Source organism: Bacillus sp. AY18-3, assembly GCF_008042305.1.
Taxonomy (GTDB): Bacteria; Bacillota; Bacilli; order Bacillales; family Bacillaceae_G; genus Bacillus_A; species Bacillus_A wiedmannii.
In genome coordinates this window covers 71,666-88,039 of the sequence record NZ_QKQR01000036.1, presented here as the reverse complement: position 1 = coordinate 88,039, position 16,374 = coordinate 71,666, and the positions used below count along the sequence as shown (strand labels likewise).

Below are 16,374 nucleotides of genomic sequence, written 5' to 3'. Positions count from 1 at the left end.
GATACAGATGGAAATAGCAGTAGAACGAGTTTTTACGAAAGAAATTTTAGCAAGAGCAGCAAAGGCATTTTATGTAACAGTGGAAAAAAAGCCACTTGGAGATTTTGAAAATTATATTTTTAAGGCAACGGGTGATAGTGGTGAAGATTACGTATTACGTTTAACACACTCTTCTCATCGTTCTAAAAAAGAAGTCGAAGCTGAACTAGATTTTTTACGATATGTTGCGGAGAATGGGGCGAAGGTAGCAGGACCTCTTTACTCAACTTCTCAAAATCTTGTAGAAGAAATTGGAGCGGAAGATAACACTTTCTTTTTTGTATCTTTATTTACATATGCAAAAGGTGAGCAAGTAAAAGGAGAAGAATCGCCTTATTGGGGGGAGATTTACTTTGAAGCATGGGGTAAAGCGATTGGCCAACTGCATCGCCTAACAATGAACTACCCTAAAACAGATTATCGTGATACGTGGGAAGAAGACGAAAGTGGGATTGTTAATGAATTAGAAGATGATCAAGTGAAAAAGATTGCAGCGGTATTAATGGATGAAATAAAGGCTCTTCCAATTGAAAGAGAAACGTTCGGCCTTATGCACGGTGATATCCATCCCGGTAATTTTCATTATGATGGTAAAGAGCTAACAATCTTTGATTTTGATGATGCGGCTTATAATTACTTTATACATGATTTAGCGATGGTTCTCTATTACTCTGTTCTATTTACACCGTGGACAGCGGAAGAGAAGACAGACTTTGCTCGTAAACAGCTACAAGTGTTACGAAAAGGCTATGAGTATGAGCACAGACTAGCGGATAGTTGGTACGAATCGTTACCGTTGTTTTTACGTCTACGTGATGTTGGTTTATACGGTACACTTCAAAAGAAGTTTAAGGGGAAAGATATGCCAGATAACTTCCGAGAATTATCAGAAGAGCTATATGAAAGAATTATAAAAAGAGAAGCAATTGTGAATATATAATACATTTTTGTGAAAACAAAGTATACAGAATAAATGTATGCTTTGTTTTTTTATACAAAAATATGTTTGTTTTATTAAAATAATATTGTTATAGATTCGGTATACACTTATAATTTTATATATATTCTGAATATTCTTTATAAAGAAGGAGGGGGAATGTTGGAAGCTTTCGTAAATTGGTTAAATAATATTGTTTGGAGTCCAGCACTTGTTTATTTATGTTTAGGAGTAGGTTTATATTTTTCCATTCGAACGAGGTTTTTACAAGTAAGGCATGTAGGCGAAATGGTTAAGCTGACATTTCAAGGTGAAAAATCAGAGGCTGGTGTTTCTTCATTCCAAGCGTTAGCACTTTCGTTATCAGGGCGCGTTGGGACAGGGAATATAGCTGGGGTAGCAACAGCGGTTGCATTCGGTGGACCAGGAGCTGTATTTTGGATGTGGGCAGTGGCCTTTTTAGGAGCAGGATCAGCTTATGTAGAATCTACATTAGCACAAATATATAAGACGAAACATCAAGGGCAGTTTCGTGGTGGACCTGCTTATTACATTGAAAAAGGTTTAGGTGTGAAATGGTATGCATTAGTATTCGTTGCAGCGACAATTCTTGCAACGGGGCTTTTACTGCCAGGTGTGCAAGCAAATAGTATTGCTGTAAGTTTAGAAACAGCTTTTGGAATTAACACTACCGTATCAGGGGCTTTATTAGTTGTTGTATTAGCTATTATCATCTTCGGTGGGGTAAAGCGAATCGTTAACGTTGCACAAGTTGTCGTACCGTTTATGGCAGTTGGTTATATTTTAGTAGCTTGCGTTATTGTTGCTATGAATATTGAAAAGTTGCCAGAAGCATTTATGCTAATTATAAGGAGTGCTTTTGCATTAGAAGCGGCTTTCGGTGGTATTATCGGTTTAGCAATTTCTTGGGGAGTAAAACGTGGTATTTATTCCAATGAAGCAGGGCAAGGAACTGGACCACATGCAGCAGCTGCTGCGGAAGTATCACATCCAGCTAAACAAGGTTTAGTGCAAGCATTTTCCGTTTACATTGATACATTATTTGTTTGTTCAGCAACAGCATTTATGATGATTATTACAGGCATGTATAACGTATTTGATGCAAGCGGAAAAAGCTTTATCGTAAATAAATTAAATGGTGCTCAGCCAGGACCGGGATATACACAGGCAGCGGTAGAATCTGTTTTTCCTGGATTTGGAAACGGTTTCGTTGCAATCTCGTTACTATTCTTTGCATTTACAACAATTATGGCGTATTACTACATTGCAGAAACGAATATCGCGTACTTAAATCGTGATAAAGACCGTCCTTGGCTGTCTATGATACTAAAGTTTGTATTTTTAGGAGCTGTATTCTACGGCTGTATAAAAACAGCAGCAACGGCGTGGGCTTTAGGTGACATCGGTGTAGGAATTATGGCATGGGTAAATATTATTGCGATTTTATTATTACAAAAACCTGCATTAGTCGCATTAAAGGATTATGAAAAGCAGAAAAAAGAAGGAAAAGATCCAGTATTCGATCCAGGGCCATTAGGAATTAAAAATGCTGATTTCTGGGAGCATGAATACGGAAAAGATAAGAAAGAAGAAGTATCTTAATAGAATAGAAATGAAGAAGCAAAGGGAAATCCCTTTGCTTTTTTTTATGGATAAAATGAGGCTGGAAGTTATTTTTTTGCCTATTTTTGAATATAAAAAGAATGTACATGCTTTGTTAGGGGAAGGAGGGGGAGAGTATGTTGATAGAGTTTCGTAATGTAAATAAATATTATGGCAACTTTCAAGTTTTAAAAGATATTAATGTACAAGTGAAAAAAGGTGAAGTGGTAGTAGTTGTTGGGCCGTCCGGATCAGGAAAAAGTACGTTGCTACGGTGTATAAATCAGTTAGAGACAATTACAGATGGAGCGTTAATTGTACAAGATACGGAAGTACACAATGCAAAAACAGATATGAATGAATTACGCCGAAATATTGGAATGGTCTTTCAACATTTTTATTTATATCCACATAAAACGGTTCTTCAAAATATTACACTAGCACCGATTAAAGTAAATAAAGTTTCAAAAGAGGAAGCTGAGAAAACAGCGATGTTTTATTTAGAGAAAGTAGGAATTCCGGAGAAGGCTAGTGTATACCCCCATCAATTATCCGGAGGACAACAGCAAAGGGTAGCAATTGCTAGGGGGCTCGCAATGCAGCCGGAAATTATGCTATTTGATGAGCCTACGTCTGCTCTTGATCCGGAGATGATTGGGGAAGTACTTGATGTTATGAAAACACTAGCTAAAGAAGGAATGACAATGGTCGTTGTCACGCATGAAATGGGATTTGCGCGAGAAGTGGCAGATCGGATTTTGTTTATGGATGATGGTCAAATTATTGAAGATACAACACCGACGCAATTTTTTGCAAGTCCTGAACAAGAAAGAGCTCGTCTATTTTTAAGAAGAGTGTTAAATCATTAAAGGGGGAGTTTTATGCTTAAAATGAAAAAGTTGTTTACGTTAATCGTATTTTCATGTTTATTCGTACTTGTTGTTGCTGGATGCGGAAGTAAAAAAGATGAGACGAAAGAAACGAATACGAAACAAGGCGGGGCTGTTGAGCAAATTAAAAAGCGCGGGAAACTAGTAGTTGGGGTGAAGAATGATACGAACTTATTTGGTTTGAAAAATCCTTCGACAGGACAGGTAGAAGGGTTTGATGTTGATATCGCAAAGGCGCTTGCGAAAAAAATCCTTGGAGATGAAAAGAAATTAGAATTAAAAGAAGTAACGTCTAAAACGCGTATTCCACTACTGAAAAATGGTGATATTGATGCAATTATCGCGACAATGACAATTACGGAAGAACGTAAAAAAGAAGTAGATTTTTCAGATGTATATTTTAAAGCAGGGCAATCGTTACTTGTGAAAAAAGGAAGCGATATTAAAAGTATTGATGATGTGAAAAAGGGTGTGAAAGTGTTAGCGGTAAAAGGTTCAACGTCTACAAATAATATTCGTCAAAAATCACCAGAATCGACTGTATTAGAATTTGAAAATTACAGTGAGGCATTTACAGCGTTAAAAGCAGGGAAAGGCGATGTATTAACGACAGATAATGCAATTCTTTACGGCATGGCAAAACAAGATTCGAATTATGAAGTTGTAGGGAAAATTTTCACGGATGAGCCGTACGGAATTGCGGTGCAAAAAGGTGCGGATGATTTGACGAAAGAGATTAATAGCTTACTAAAAGATATGAAAGCGAATGGGGAATACGATAAATTGTATGAAAAATGGATTGGTCAAAAACAGGAGAAGTAAGGTGATAGTTTCATTAATGGAGCTTTATTCTCATTGATAAATAGTAAGAGGATGAGGGATGCTCATCCTCTTCTTGTAAAGAAAGAGGGGAGAATATGTGCCTGATTTTTCTATATTGACGAATAACATTGATATGTATTTAGAGGGCTTTAAGTATACAGTTATGTCTAGTGTAATTGCGTTAATAGGCAGCTTTATTTTGGGAGTAATTTTGGCTGTAATGCGCATTGCGCCTATTCGTATTTTAAATTGGTTGGGAACGGCTTTTGTAGAGTTTGTAAGAAATATTCCACTCGTATTAATTGCATTTATATTTTATTTCGCTTTACCTGTAATAGGAATTACTTTAAATGGTTTTGTAGCAGGAACAGTTACGCTTACTGTGTATACTGCAGCTTTTATTGCGGAAGTCATTCGGGCAGGCATTTTATCAGTCGCGAAAGGACAAATGGAAGCAGCACGGTCTTCAGGGTTAACGTATGTACAGGCGATGTATTATGTTGTTTTACCCCAGGCGATGAAAATCGTAATCCCTCCTCTAGGAAATCAATTTCTCAATTTAGTAAAAAACTCTTCCATACTCGGAATTATCGCTGGTACCGATTTGATGTATCAAGGAGATTTAATTTCAACGAAGACATTTGTTACGTTCGACGTGTATATATTTGTCGGGATGTTTTATTTAATATTAACAATTCCGCTCAGTATGCTAGTGCGTTATTTAGAAAAACGCTTGGCAAAGGAGGCGGTGTAAATGGATTTTAAGGGAGCCATAACAGGTGATCATATTCTATTTTTATTAAAAGGATTGCTTATAACGTTAGAGGTAGCGCTCGTCGCGATTGTACTTAGTTTTATTATTGGTAGTGTAATAGGGATATTGCGCTACATGAAAATACCTGTCGTCTCACAAATATTAGGGATTATCGTTGAAGTGATTCGAAACTTACCACTACTTTTAATTATATTTTTCACGTATTTTGCACTTCCAGAAGCAGGCTTGAAATTAGAAATTATAACGGCCGTAATTGTTGCTTTAACAATATTTGAAGCAGCGATGATATCTGAAATTGTTCGAAGTGGTTTATTATCTATTGAAAAAGGACAGATTGAGGCCGCAAGATCTTCAGGATTAACGTATGTTCAAGCGTTGTGGCATATTATTTTACCACAAGCATTAAGAAGAATGGTCCCGCCGCTTGTCAGTCAGTTTATTTCATTGCTGAAAGATACATCATTAGCAGTTGTTATATCACTGCCAGAGCTTATGCATAATGCCCAAATTATTAGCGGACAGAATGTAAATTATACGATTCCAACGTTTATAGTAGTAGCTTGTATGTACTTTATCGTAAATTATAGTTTATCAATTTTATCGAGAAGATTAGAACTTCGTTGACTCTTACAATATATGTAAGGGTTTTTCCTTGTTTCTCCTTATTTTCCTCTAAATAGAATCTAAATCTTGCAATAATTAGATTTTTTATATTATTTTATCAGAAAAGTTTTAATTTTATATAGAAATTGTAATCGCTTTCGTGTATATTTTTATTATCAGAAAATTTTAACAAGATATAGGGGTATCGGTAGGGGGAGGATTTAGATGCAGCAACCAACGAATGAGAAATTACATCGTACGATGAAGAGTAGACATTTATTTATGATCGCACTAGGTGGTGTAATCGGGACTGGTTTTTTCTTAGGTTCAGGTTACACCATTAATCAGGCTGGACCAGGGGGAGCCATCCTTTCCTATTTAGTGGGCGGATTTATTATGTATTTAACAATGCTTTGTCTTGGAGAGTTAACGGTAGCAATGCCAGTTTCAGGATCTTTCCAAAAGTATGCGACGAAGTTTATTGGACCAGGAACGGGCTTTATGATCGGCTGGCTATATTGGCTTGGCTGGGCAGTGACAGTAGGTTTAGAGTTAACGTCAATCGGTTTAATGATGAAAAGATGGTTTCCAAATGTTGATGTTTGGGTATGGTGTCTCGTATTCGGCGTTATTTTATATGCTTCAAACGCTATCTCAGCGAAGAGTTATGCTGAATTAGAGTTTTGGTTCTCTAGTATTAAAGTAGTTACAATTCTTGCGTTTGTTGTTCTTGGTGGTAGTGCATTATTAGGGTTTTTACCATACGATGGAAAAGAAGCAGCACCTCTTTTCTCTAACTTTGTAAGCGATGGCGGGTTATTCCCGAATGGACTAGCTGCCGTATTACTTACAATGATTACAGTTAACTTCTCGTTCCAAGGAACAGAGTTAATCGGGATTGCAGCGGGAGAAAGTGAAAATCCAGAAAAAACAATTCCACGTGCGATCCGTAATACAGTATGGCGCATTATGTTATTCTTCATTTTAACAATGACGATTTTAGTAGGATTAATTTCTTGGAAAGAAGCAGGGGTAATTGAAAGTCCATTTGTAGTTGTATTTGATAAAATCGGTATTCCATACGCAGCTGATATTATGAACTTCGTTATTATTACAGCGTTACTATCTGTAGCGAATTCAGGCTTATATGCGGCAACTCGTATATTATGGTCACTTGCAAATGAAGGAATGGCACCAACATCTTTCCAGAAAGTAAATAAGCGTGGTATTCCAATTACAGCGTTAGTCGTAACGATTGCGGTAGCTGGATTATCTCTATTCACAAGTTTCCTTGCAGAAGATACAGTATACATGTACTTATTATCGATAGCTGGTTTATCGGCTGTTTCAAGTTGGATCATTATTGCTTTATCGCAACTTCGCTTTAGAAGTCAGTATATAAAAGGCGGAGGAAAGTTAGAGGACTTAAAGTATAGAACACCACTATACCCGATTGTTCCAATTTTAGCTTTAATTACAAATAGCATCGTTGTTATTAGTTTAGCGTTTATTCCTGAACAAAGAATGGCGTTATACTGTGGTATTCCATTTATCATTTTCTGCTATATATATTATTATATGAGTAAGAAACGGAAGAAACCGATGAAAGTGGAGATGGAAAAAACAAATGAAACTAACAATCAAACACGATGATATAGAAGCAGATTTATCGTATGGTCAATTAGCGATTGGAAAAGAAAACGGGTATTCACCGTTACAATTACTCATTTCTTCTATCGCAGGATGTAGTGCAATTGTCTTCCGAACAATTTTAGAAAAGAAACGTATTACATACGATACGTTTACAATTGAGACTGAAATTGGTAGAAGTGAAGCTGTATCAAAACCAGTTGAAAGTGTTCATTTGCACTATAAAATCAAAGCACAAAACATTACAGAAGAGCAGTTGGACAAGGCGCTGCAACTTGCAGTGAAAAATTGTACGATTGTTCAATCTGTAAAAGATAGTATAAAGGTTACGGAAACAATTGAACTAATAAAATGAAACATAAAAACGTGAGAATACGGCTCTCACGTTTTTATGTTTTAGAGAGAGGAGAAAGTGTAATGGAATAATTAGACTAAAAAGCTGCTTATATTTAGCAGCTTTTTCAGTCTCCATACATATGTAAAATTTCTTTCGCGCGTATACGTAAACCATCTATCAATTCTTTCGGTTCTAAAACTCTTGCATCTTTTCCAATTCTATAAAATAAAGGAGTAATAAAGTTAATTTCACCTTTATCAATTGTTGAATGTATATATCCTGTCCCGTCTTCGTTTACTACCACGAAGTCTTCAAGGTAAGGAACGCTTTTACATTGGCGCACGCCTTCTGCTGTTAATGAGACATGTAACTGGGTAGGAATGTGCACTATGTTAGAGCTAGAGTCAAACCATTCTTCTAAATTCATGAACGTACTTTCATTTTCCTCCATCGATAATATGGAGAGAATACGATCGACGCGATACAGTAATATTTTTTTTCTACTAAAGTCGTAGGATGGTAAGTACCATAGCCCGTCATGAGCATATACACCGATAGGATGAACATGTTTTGTTTTTATCCCCGATTTAGATTCGTATTGAAAGTGTAAATTTTTATTTTCAATAGCCGCGGTTAACACTTCGTTTAAAAGTGGTGTCTCAATTGTTCTCTTCGGATTCCAAAAGGCGATATAAGAATGTATTTTATCAACTTTCGCTTTCGCATCATGTTGTAGGGAGCTATACAGTTTATGTGTAACGGAATTGATTTCTGTGTTAAAAGGTAAGTCTCGATAGTAACTTAAAGATTGAAAAGCAAAAAAGATGGAGACTGCTTCTTCTTCCGTAAATAAGATAGGTGGAATGATTCTATTCGTTAATACTTTATAGCCTCCGTTACGACCTTGTTCTGCGTAAATGGGTAATCCCATATCACTTAAATCTAAAATGTATCTATGGACAGTACGAACGGAGATATTAAATTCATCAGCTATTTCTTGAGCTGTAAATGTCTTTTTGGCAGAAGCAAATATAAGAATATCTAATAAGCGTTTAGCTTTTGACAAATGTATCACCTTTTTCTTTTTAACATGACATAAAGTGTCATGTTTTATTGTTAGTATATTGTTTACATCATATGTTATCAAGATGAGATATAAGGAGGAAAAAATATGTCACGTGAAATAGTTTTATTTATTGCGGCGAGCTTAGATGGATATATTGCGAAAGAAAATGATGATTTAGAGTGGTTAATGGAAACGGAAGGAGAGGGAGATAACGGTTATACAGAAATGTACGAAACGATTGATACAATAATTATGGGAAAGAAAACATACGATTATGTAGTAGAGCATACGGAAACATTCCCGTACTTAGATAAAGCATGTTATGTTTTTTCTCGTTCAGAAAAAGGTTCAGACGGAAACGTGGAGTTTGTAAATGAAGATGTAGTGGAGTTTACAAAAAGGTTAAAAGCACAAGAAGGATCTAAAATATGGATGGTCGGTGGAGGAGAGCTACTGAGAGAATTCTTTAAGAATAATCTAATTGATGAATATATCGTTACGATTACACCGCATATATTAGGTTCTGGAGTTCCGTTGTTTCAAGACAAGAACCCGGAAATTAATTTAACTTTAACGGATACGAAACGTTTTGGGCAATTTGTAAATTTATATTATGAGGTAAAGTGAATAACCTACCAATGAATAGACCAAATCACATCTGATTTGGTCTATTCTTATTCCTAGTTATATCAATATTTATCTGTCTTTAACATATCAATTAACATAAGGGATAACATATTAATTTCGATAATTCAAAAGGGAAATTGTAATTTTATGTTGAAATGAATATGGAAATTATGAAGAAATGTACTTAGATTACTGAGGTGGTTGTCTTGAATAAAGGGAGTGAGGAATTGGATGAAAAGAAACTATTAAAATTAGTTTTAGAAATTCAAGAGCTACAAGATTTTGGAGAAGATTTTGAACATAAACTGACTGTATTTGAAAAGAGTGTTCCTTATCCACGTGCAAAAGAATTATTTTTTGCTGACTACGGTGCAGAATACATTGTAAAAAGAGCTATTAATCATAAAAATATAAAGTTAGGAGAGTTAAATAGAGAAGAGTTAGTTACCTTGGTTCAAAAACTTATGGATACAGAAGGAGAAGAATGGGAGCTGGCAATTTGGTTGGACATGGTTAAATCGTCTGTTATTGACCCTAAAATAAGTGATTATATTTTCTGGAGTGATGAAGAATTAACTGCCAGAGAAATTATAGATAAAGCATTGGCTTATAAACCATTACAAATATAAAGTGTGTTACTTTAAGTAGAATTAAAGATTCTTTTTAGAATAAAGAGTGTGAAATGAATATGTTTAGAAATTTATTTAAGTTTTGTCTTTAATTTGATTTAAGCTAAAGGAGAATTTAGTTCAATAAGAAAATAAAAGACGCCTAGAGTTTTTGAACTCTGGGCGTTTTCATATGCTAATTATGATGTGATTTTGTAAATCAAAACTGAACTTGTTAATTGATGATAGTTGTATTTCTATATAGATGGCAATGAAATGATAAAGCAAGACCCATGATCGACTTCGCTCGTTACAGTAATATTCCCGCCGTGTAGTTCTACAATTTCTTTCACGATAGATAGCCCTAAACCAGTTCCGCCTGTAGCTCGTGATCTTGCTTTATCAACTCGATAAAAACGGTCGAAAATGTGAGGGAGGTCTTCAGGCGGAATACCTTCGCCTTCATCTTCAATTGTAATGGAGATACTTTTATGTTCTTCTGTAACAGAAATGTTTATATGAGAATGTTCTTTTGAATGTCTATAAGCGTTATTTAAAATGTTTATTATAACTTGTTCAAATCGCTGTTCATCTAAGTTTACTAGCAGTGAAGGAGGACAAGAGAAAGAGACTTTAATGTATCTTTCTTTATATATGGTATTTACTTTTTCGGCTATGCGAGTAAGGAAGGTGTGTAAGTGTACTTCCTTTACTTGAATAGAAAAGTTATGTTGTTCCATTTGTGCAAGTGAAAATAAATCTTGAACTAAGTTCGTAATATAATCAGACTCATCTTTTATAATAGATAAATATCGCAAACGTTGCTCAGGAGATGTGGTTTCTTTTAAAGCAATGTCAGCGTAACCTCTTACGTATGTTAACGGTGTTCGTAATTCATGAGCAACACTTGCTAGAAATTCACTTCGCTCTGTTTTCATATAATGTAAATCATTAGCGAGCGTTTGAATGGATGAGGTTAGTTCACCAATTTCATCATTTCGAGTAGTCGTTAATGAAACAGATAAATCGCCTTTACTCATTTTTTCAGTGGCATGTTTCATGTGTAACAATGGTTTTGTTAACAACCGTGATAATAGAAAGATGGTGATGGCTGTTAATAGAAACGTAATGACTCCGGCAATAATGAATTGTCTTGTTAGCCCGTTAACCATTTCCTCAATCGATTCTGTTCCGAGAAACATATATACGTAGCCTTCTGTTTTTCCTGCTACTATAATGGGGCTAACTGTACATATATAATTAGATGTTTTCCAATGATTTTCTATAATTGCTCCGTCATGATCTGTCCGTGTTTGCATTTTTTCAATATGCTTTTTTATAGTAGTATTTATTTCGTTGGATTTAGCCAGTACTTCTTTATTTGCATTTGTAATAACGACAGTGGTTTCGGCTTCGGATTCCATTAGTGCAACATGGGAGATTGTTTGCTTATCAAAATACTTTTCAAGGACATCTCGGTGACTATTTCCGCGCTTTAATAAAGCTGTCATTTCTTCGTTTACTCTATTGTTGACAAGGCTATAATAAAGCAAGACAAATAGAACACTTTCGATTAAAAGTGTAACAATTAAAAAATAAAATCCGAGTTGAATAGATATTCGCTTCATCGTTTTGCTCCTTAATCTACAGTATCAACCCATCGATAGCCGACTCCGTAAACAGTTTTCAAATGGTGATCAATAGGGAAATTTAATTTTCGTAATTTATCACGCAAATTACGAATATGTGAATCGACTGTTCTATCTTCTGTATTTGTATTTAATCCCCAAATTCGTTCAATGAGCTGATCGCGGCTTAACACGTAGTTCACATGACGTAAAAATAACCCGAGTAAGGAAAATTCGATTGGAGTGAGAAGAAGTTCTTCATTATAGACAGAAACGAAATGCTTTGCCTCATCCCATAAAATGCCGTGATATTGGATTTGCGCGTGTTGATTCGTTCGCCTTAAAACAGCTTCAATTCTTGCGAAAAGCTCTTCTTCATGGAAAGGTTTGGTTACATAATCATCCGCTCCAAGTTTTAACCCTTGGATGACATCTACCGTTTGATCACGGGCCGTTACCATAATGATAGGAACGTTACTAAAGGATCGAATTCTTTTGCACGTTTCCCACCCATCCATCTTTGGCATCATAATATCGAGTAAAACAAATTTGAAGTTTCGATTTTCTATATGTGAAATAGCTTCTTCCCCAGATACTGCACATACGCAATTGTATCCGATTGGAGTAAGATAAAGCGTTAATAATTCAAGCATTCTCGGCTCATCATCTACGAGTAGTATATCGACCATAGAGTACCTCCGCATTTGTAGTTATTACTTAAATTGTAAGTCAAAATCATGAAGAAATGGTGCAGATTATCATGCATCTGCATAATTTCTTCAGAATTGCTTGTTATTGTAAAGTTGAAATTCCATTTTAGGTAATCATATTGGCTCGAAAACGATTCAAATGGAGGCGGTATAGTGAAACAGATGACCCGAATTTTTGGGATAACAATAATTGCGGCGGTTGGTCTTGCGGCGTGTGGACAAACGAATACAGATCATAAAAATCATGAATCTACAAAAGAGAAGAAAACAGAGCAAAAGGAAATGAAAATGAATCAGGAGGTAACTGCGCCTAAAGAAATGAACGAAGGTGCATCGAATGATTTATTAACGACAAGCTTAAAAAATGTAACGAGATTAAACACAAACGATCCTCTGCAAATGGCAGTATTAACTTCGCAAACGATATGGCCAGCAACGCATAAAGAGAATCAGCCAGGCGCTATTATTTTAGTACCAGTAAACGAGTGGCAATTAGGTATTGCGAGTGCGGATCTTATTCACCATCCGAATAACGGGCCAATTTTATTTATAGAAAAAGATAAGGTACCCGAAATGACGTTAAAAGAAATAAAACGATTAAATCCGCTCGGAACGAGAGATGGAACACAAATTATGGTGATGGGGGATGTAGGTCCATCTATCCTTGAGCAATTAAAAGCATATAAAGTAAAGCAAATAAAAGAAACGGATCCAGCTATATTTGCTAAAGATGTGGATAAAGAATATGCTGATATAACAGGAAGTTATCCAAATAGTGTTATTATCGGTTCGTCTGAAGAAGAAGGGCGTTTATACACAACACCAGCTGTAAACTGGATTTCTCATATGCCAGAACCGCTTTTATATACAGAGAAAGATAAGGTGCCAGAAGCGACGATAGAGGCATTAAAAATGAGAAAAGATAAAGCGAATATATATGTATTAGGACCAGAAAAAATTATTTCAAAAGCAGTAGAAAAAGAGTTAAGTAAATACGGGAAAGTAACGCGTATTAGTGGGGAGACTCCAACAGAAAATTCGGTTGCATTTGCGAAGTTTAAAGATGAAAAAACGAAATTTGGCTGGGGGTTCACAAAACCAGGTCACGGTTTATCATTTGTTTCAAGCAAAACACCAGATTTAGCAGTTTCAGGAGCACCATTTTCACATATGGGTAAACACGCACCTATTGTATTGTTAGAAGAAGGGAAAGCTTCACAACCAGTGTATGACTTCCTTGCTACTATTCAGCCGAGGTTTAAAGATGACCCAACGCTTGGACCATATAACCACGGCTTCTTATTAGGAAGTACGAGTGATATTTCATTTGAAACACAAGGTATATTGGATGAGAGGCTAGAGATTGTTCAAGAAAGTGGTCAAGGGCACGGTGGACATTAATAAAGTGAGTAAAGGCGCTGCTAAGGTAGCGTCTTTTTCTTTAGGAAACTTTTACATAGCAAAAATCTCTCTACTCGTTATATAATATCCTTCGTGCAGTCGGCTTAGATTTTCTTATGGAGAAAATCAAATGATAAAGTGAAACTTTAATCAGTGGGGGTTTTGTTCATTCCCCACTGATTATTAGTTGAACCAATCGGGCTTTTACGGGCAGTTGATCCCCCACCTAACTTCTTTGCTTCCGCTGAATTTTGAGGTAGGGGTCTTACTGCCCGTTAATGCGGGATAAAAGAGTAGAGGAGTGGTATTTTGTTTCAAACGATAAAAAATGACTGGTTCTCCAATGTGAGAGGAGACGTGCTATCGGGAATTGTCGTTGCTTTAGCGTTAATTCCTGAAGCGATTGCTTTCTCAGTTATTGCAGGCGTGGACCCGACCGTTGGGTTATACGCAGCCTTTTGTATTGCAGTTACCATTTCATTTGTTGGCGGACGAACTGGGATGATTTCAGCTGCAACAGGTGCAATGGCATTATTAATGGTCACGCTCGTTAAGGATCATGGTTTGCAATACTTATTTGCTACAACAATATTAACCGGTATTGTCCAAATTATTTTTGGCGTGTTCAAACTGAGCTCATTTATGAAGTTTGTTCCTAAATCTGTTATGAGTGGTTTTTTAAATTCACTTGGAATTTTAGTTTTTACAGCGCAATTGCCACATTTTAAAAATGCAACTTGGCAAATGTATACACTTGTCGCATTAGGACTTGTAATTATATATGTATTTCCACGTATTACGACGGCTGTACCGTCTACACTTATTTCTATTATTATTGTGACAAGTATTGCACTTATGAGCGGATTGCAGTTAAAAACAGTAGGAGATATGGGAAGCTTGCCGAAAGAATTACCGTTCTTTAGCATGCCTGACGTGCCTTTTACACTTGAGACATTAGGGATTATTTTACCGTACGCAGTTATGCTTGCAATTATCGGTTTACTAGAGTCATTATTAACAGCTTCAGTTTTAGATGATATGACGCATACGGAAAGTAATAAACATAAAGAGGCACGTGGTCAAGGTATCGCAAACATTGTCGCTGGTTTCTTCGGAGGAATGGCAGGATGTGCAATGATTGGACAATCTGTTATTAATATTAAATCAGGTGGACGAGGTCGTTTATCAACATTTGTAGCAGGCGGGTTTTTAATCGTATTACTATTCGTTTTAGGTGATTATGTCGTTCATATTCCGATGGCAGCTTTAGTTGCAGTTATGATTATGGTTTCAATTGGAACATTTGATTGGAACTCTGTAACAACGATTCATAAAGTACCAAAAGGAAACGCATTTGTTATGATCGTAACAGTTGTGATTGTCTTAATTACACATAATTTAGCATTAGGTGTAATTATCGGAACAGTAATTAGTGCGGTTTTATTTGCATTCAATATGGCAAAGATTCACGTGAAACATTTATATATTGAAAATAAGAAAATATACGAAATTCATGGTCAACTTTTCTTTGCATCTACAGCAGACTTTATAAATAATTTTACATTTGAGGAAGATGTAAAAGAAATTGAGTTGAATTTTACTCACGCACACGTATGGGATGATTCAGCAGTAGCCGCAATTGATAAAGTTATCATGAAGTATGAACAAAGTGACGTGAAAGTAAGTATAACGGGATTAAATGAACGAAGCTCGAAAATTATTTCAAATTTAGCTACTTATAATAAAAGAATTGCAAGTTAGAAGCCTCCTTTTTAGGGGGCTTTATTATATAATACGGGTAGGATAACGAAAAGGGGATTCAGCATATGTACAAACAAATTATATTAGCATGTGACGGTTCTGAACATGCACTTCGAGCAGCGGAACATGCAACATATATTGCGAAATGTAGCGAAGAAACAAATGTTGAAGTTGTGTACGTAGTAGATAATAGAACGGCAAAATCAGATATTATACAAGGTCAAACAGATTTAGAAACAATATCGGCTAGTCGAAAAGATAAATTAAAAGAGATTGAAGGTTTATTAAAGAAAGAGAACATTTCTTATAAAATTACGATATTACATGGCGATCCAGGAGATACGATTGTTCAATATGTAAATACAGGGGATATAGATCTCGTTATCGCTGGCAGTAGAGGGTTAAATACATTGCAAGAGATGGTACTTGGTAGTGTCAGTCATAAAATAGCAAAGCGTGTAAAATGCCCGGTGATGATTATAAAGTAAATTGAATGAGATATTTTGTAGTGTAAGCAAGACCTTGATATAATTCGAGGTCTTTTTTGACGTATAAAGGGAGAGAGCTTGGACATACTAGATATATAGGTTTAAAGGGAAATTATTAACTTACAAATTTGTAAGTTAGTTGTTAGTAAAATCGATGTTATGAAAATTTTCCCATTGGTAAAATAAGAGTATCAAAGGGGAGATAGGGAGGATGGAAGCAATGAAATCATTTCAAAATTTATCATACAGTCAAGGGGTAAGCTTAATTTGTTTAGGAGGATTTGCTGCATCTGTTACGTTAGCTGTTGTAATAAAGATGATTCATCAAATCTTTTAATCTTACAGTAGGAAAGGAATTGGTTGTTATTAATAGCGAGAGAAGGGTTATAAATAAAAAATAGCTCCTAGC

General features: G+C 35.7%; 17 protein-coding genes. 14 read left to right on the top strand and 3 right to left on the bottom strand.

The window, feature by feature from the left end; genetic code table 11:
• Positions 1–7: 7 nt before the first annotated feature.
• The 8 genes from DM800_RS26000 (at position 8) to DM800_RS25960 (ending at position 7,694) form a co-directional block, all read left to right on the top strand.
• Entirely contained in the window at positions 8–979 is a 972-nt protein-coding gene (locus DM800_RS26000) for a phosphotransferase enzyme family protein (protein WP_147787934.1), read from the top strand.
• A 159-nt stretch (positions 980–1,138) separates the two neighbouring features.
• On the top strand, positions 1,139–2,599 hold the full coding sequence (locus tag DM800_RS25995) for an alanine/glycine:cation symporter family protein (RefSeq protein WP_087983360.1): 1,461 nt from the start codon (positions 1,139–1,141) through the stop codon (positions 2,597–2,599).
• A gap of 137 nt (positions 2,600–2,736) precedes the next feature.
• A complete protein-coding gene (locus DM800_RS25985) occupies positions 2,737–3,468 on the top strand; it encodes an amino acid ABC transporter ATP-binding protein (RefSeq protein ID WP_147787932.1) in 732 nt (243 codons plus the stop codon).
• A 12-nt stretch (positions 3,469–3,480) separates the two neighbouring features.
• Complete coding sequence (gene glnH, locus DM800_RS25980) at positions 3,481–4,311, top strand: glutamine ABC transporter substrate-binding protein GlnH (RefSeq protein ID WP_000916495.1); 831 nt, start codon at positions 3,481–3,483, stop codon at positions 4,309–4,311.
• A gap of 97 nt (positions 4,312–4,408) precedes the next feature.
• Positions 4,409–5,065 (top strand): amino acid ABC transporter permease, encoded by a 657-nt coding sequence (locus tag DM800_RS25975; protein WP_001112679.1) that lies wholly within the window; start codon positions 4,409–4,411, stop codon positions 5,063–5,065.
• On the top strand, positions 5,066–5,710 hold the full coding sequence (locus DM800_RS25970; RefSeq protein ID WP_000345969.1) for an amino acid ABC transporter permease: 645 nt from the start codon (positions 5,066–5,068) through the stop codon (positions 5,708–5,710).
• A 204-nt stretch (positions 5,711–5,914) separates the two neighbouring features.
• Entirely contained in the window at positions 5,915–7,342 is a 1,428-nt protein-coding gene (locus tag DM800_RS25965; RefSeq protein WP_001187117.1) for an amino acid permease, read from the top strand.
• Positions 7,317–7,694: an OsmC family protein gene (locus tag DM800_RS25960; RefSeq protein ID WP_000778833.1), complete on the top strand. Its 378-nt coding sequence runs from the start codon at positions 7,317–7,319 to the stop codon at positions 7,692–7,694. Before DM800_RS25965 ends, DM800_RS25960 begins: the two co-directional genes overlap by 26 nt.
• A 106-nt stretch (positions 7,695–7,800) precedes the next feature.
• Here DM800_RS25960 and DM800_RS25950 read toward each other — a convergent pair whose 3' ends face one another.
• Positions 7,801–8,742 (bottom strand): helix-turn-helix transcriptional regulator, encoded by a 942-nt coding sequence (locus DM800_RS25950; protein WP_370512877.1) that lies wholly within the window; start codon positions 8,740–8,742, stop codon positions 7,801–7,803.
• Positions 8,743–8,847: 105 nt separating this feature from the next.
• Here DM800_RS25950 and DM800_RS25945 point away from each other — a divergent pair, with 105 nt between their 5' ends.
• Positions 8,848–9,369, top strand: a complete 522-nt coding sequence (locus DM800_RS25945; protein WP_048567099.1) for a dihydrofolate reductase family protein — start codon at positions 8,848–8,850, stop codon at positions 9,367–9,369.
• A gap of 206 nt (positions 9,370–9,575) precedes the next feature.
• Positions 9,576–9,998 carry a hypothetical protein gene (locus DM800_RS25940; RefSeq protein WP_001032608.1) on the top strand — a complete coding sequence of 141 codons (423 nt, stop codon included), beginning with the start codon at positions 9,576–9,578 and terminating at the stop codon, positions 9,996–9,998.
• Between the two features lie 236 nt (positions 9,999–10,234).
• Here the strand turns inward: DM800_RS25940 and DM800_RS25935 are convergent, their stop codons facing one another.
• On the bottom strand, positions 10,235–11,605 hold the full coding sequence (locus DM800_RS25935; protein ID WP_061673495.1) for a sensor histidine kinase: 1,371 nt from the start codon (positions 11,603–11,605) through the stop codon (positions 10,235–10,237).
• 11 nt (positions 11,606–11,616) lie between these two features.
• Positions 11,617–12,294 (bottom strand): response regulator transcription factor, encoded by a 678-nt coding sequence (locus tag DM800_RS25930; RefSeq protein ID WP_000227656.1) that lies wholly within the window; start codon positions 12,292–12,294, stop codon positions 11,617–11,619.
• A gap of 174 nt (positions 12,295–12,468) precedes the next feature.
• On the opposite strand from DM800_RS25930, the gene DM800_RS25925 reads away from it, so the two are divergent.
• The 4 genes from DM800_RS25925 to DM800_RS25910 all read left to right on the top strand — a co-directional run bounded on the left by DM800_RS25925 (position 12,469) and on the right by DM800_RS25910 (position 16,302).
• Positions 12,469–13,716: a cell wall-binding repeat-containing protein gene (locus DM800_RS25925; protein ID WP_147787931.1), complete on the top strand. Its 1,248-nt coding sequence runs from the start codon at positions 12,469–12,471 to the stop codon at positions 13,714–13,716.
• A 309-nt stretch (positions 13,717–14,025) separates the two neighbouring features.
• Positions 14,026–15,477 (top strand): SulP family inorganic anion transporter, encoded by a 1,452-nt coding sequence (locus tag DM800_RS25920; RefSeq protein WP_147787930.1) that lies wholly within the window; start codon positions 14,026–14,028, stop codon positions 15,475–15,477.
• A gap of 65 nt (positions 15,478–15,542) precedes the next feature.
• Positions 15,543–15,965 carry a universal stress protein gene (locus DM800_RS25915; protein ID WP_000277996.1) on the top strand — a complete coding sequence of 141 codons (423 nt, stop codon included), beginning with the start codon at positions 15,543–15,545 and terminating at the stop codon, positions 15,963–15,965.
• A 211-nt stretch (positions 15,966–16,176) separates the two neighbouring features.
• On the top strand, positions 16,177–16,302 hold the full coding sequence (locus tag DM800_RS25910) for a DUF4027 family protein (RefSeq protein ID WP_082181333.1): 126 nt from the start codon (positions 16,177–16,179) through the stop codon (positions 16,300–16,302).
• Positions 16,303–16,374 lie beyond the last annotated feature (72 nt).

Excerpts from the sequence above, each read along its gene's own strand:
- DM800_RS26000 (WP_147787934.1), top strand. The coding sequence starts at position 8 with ATGGAAATAGCAGTAGAACGAGTTTTTACGAAAGAAATTTTAGCAAGA.
- DM800_RS25930 (WP_000227656.1), bottom strand. The coding sequence starts at position 12,294 with ATGGTCGATATACTACTCGTAGATGATGAGCCGAGAATGCTTGAATTA.
- DM800_RS25960 (WP_000778833.1), top strand. The coding sequence starts at position 7,317 with ATGAAACTAACAATCAAACACGATGATATAGAAGCAGATTTATCGTAT.
- DM800_RS25945 (WP_048567099.1), top strand. The coding sequence starts at position 8,848 with ATGTCACGTGAAATAGTTTTATTTATTGCGGCGAGCTTAGATGGATAT.
- DM800_RS25985 (WP_147787932.1), top strand. The coding sequence starts at position 2,737 with ATGTTGATAGAGTTTCGTAATGTAAATAAATATTATGGCAACTTTCAA.
- DM800_RS25935 (WP_061673495.1), bottom strand. The coding sequence starts at position 11,605 with ATGAAGCGAATATCTATTCAACTCGGATTTTATTTTTTAATTGTTACA.
- DM800_RS25970 (WP_000345969.1), top strand. The coding sequence starts at position 5,066 with ATGGATTTTAAGGGAGCCATAACAGGTGATCATATTCTATTTTTATTA.
- DM800_RS25965 (WP_001187117.1), top strand. The coding sequence starts at position 5,915 with ATGCAGCAACCAACGAATGAGAAATTACATCGTACGATGAAGAGTAGA.
- DM800_RS25910 (WP_082181333.1), top strand. The coding sequence starts at position 16,177 with ATGGAAGCAATGAAATCATTTCAAAATTTATCATACAGTCAAGGGGTA.
- DM800_RS25915 (WP_000277996.1), top strand. The coding sequence starts at position 15,543 with ATGTACAAACAAATTATATTAGCATGTGACGGTTCTGAACATGCACTT.
- glnH (WP_000916495.1), top strand. The coding sequence starts at position 3,481 with ATGCTTAAAATGAAAAAGTTGTTTACGTTAATCGTATTTTCATGTTTA.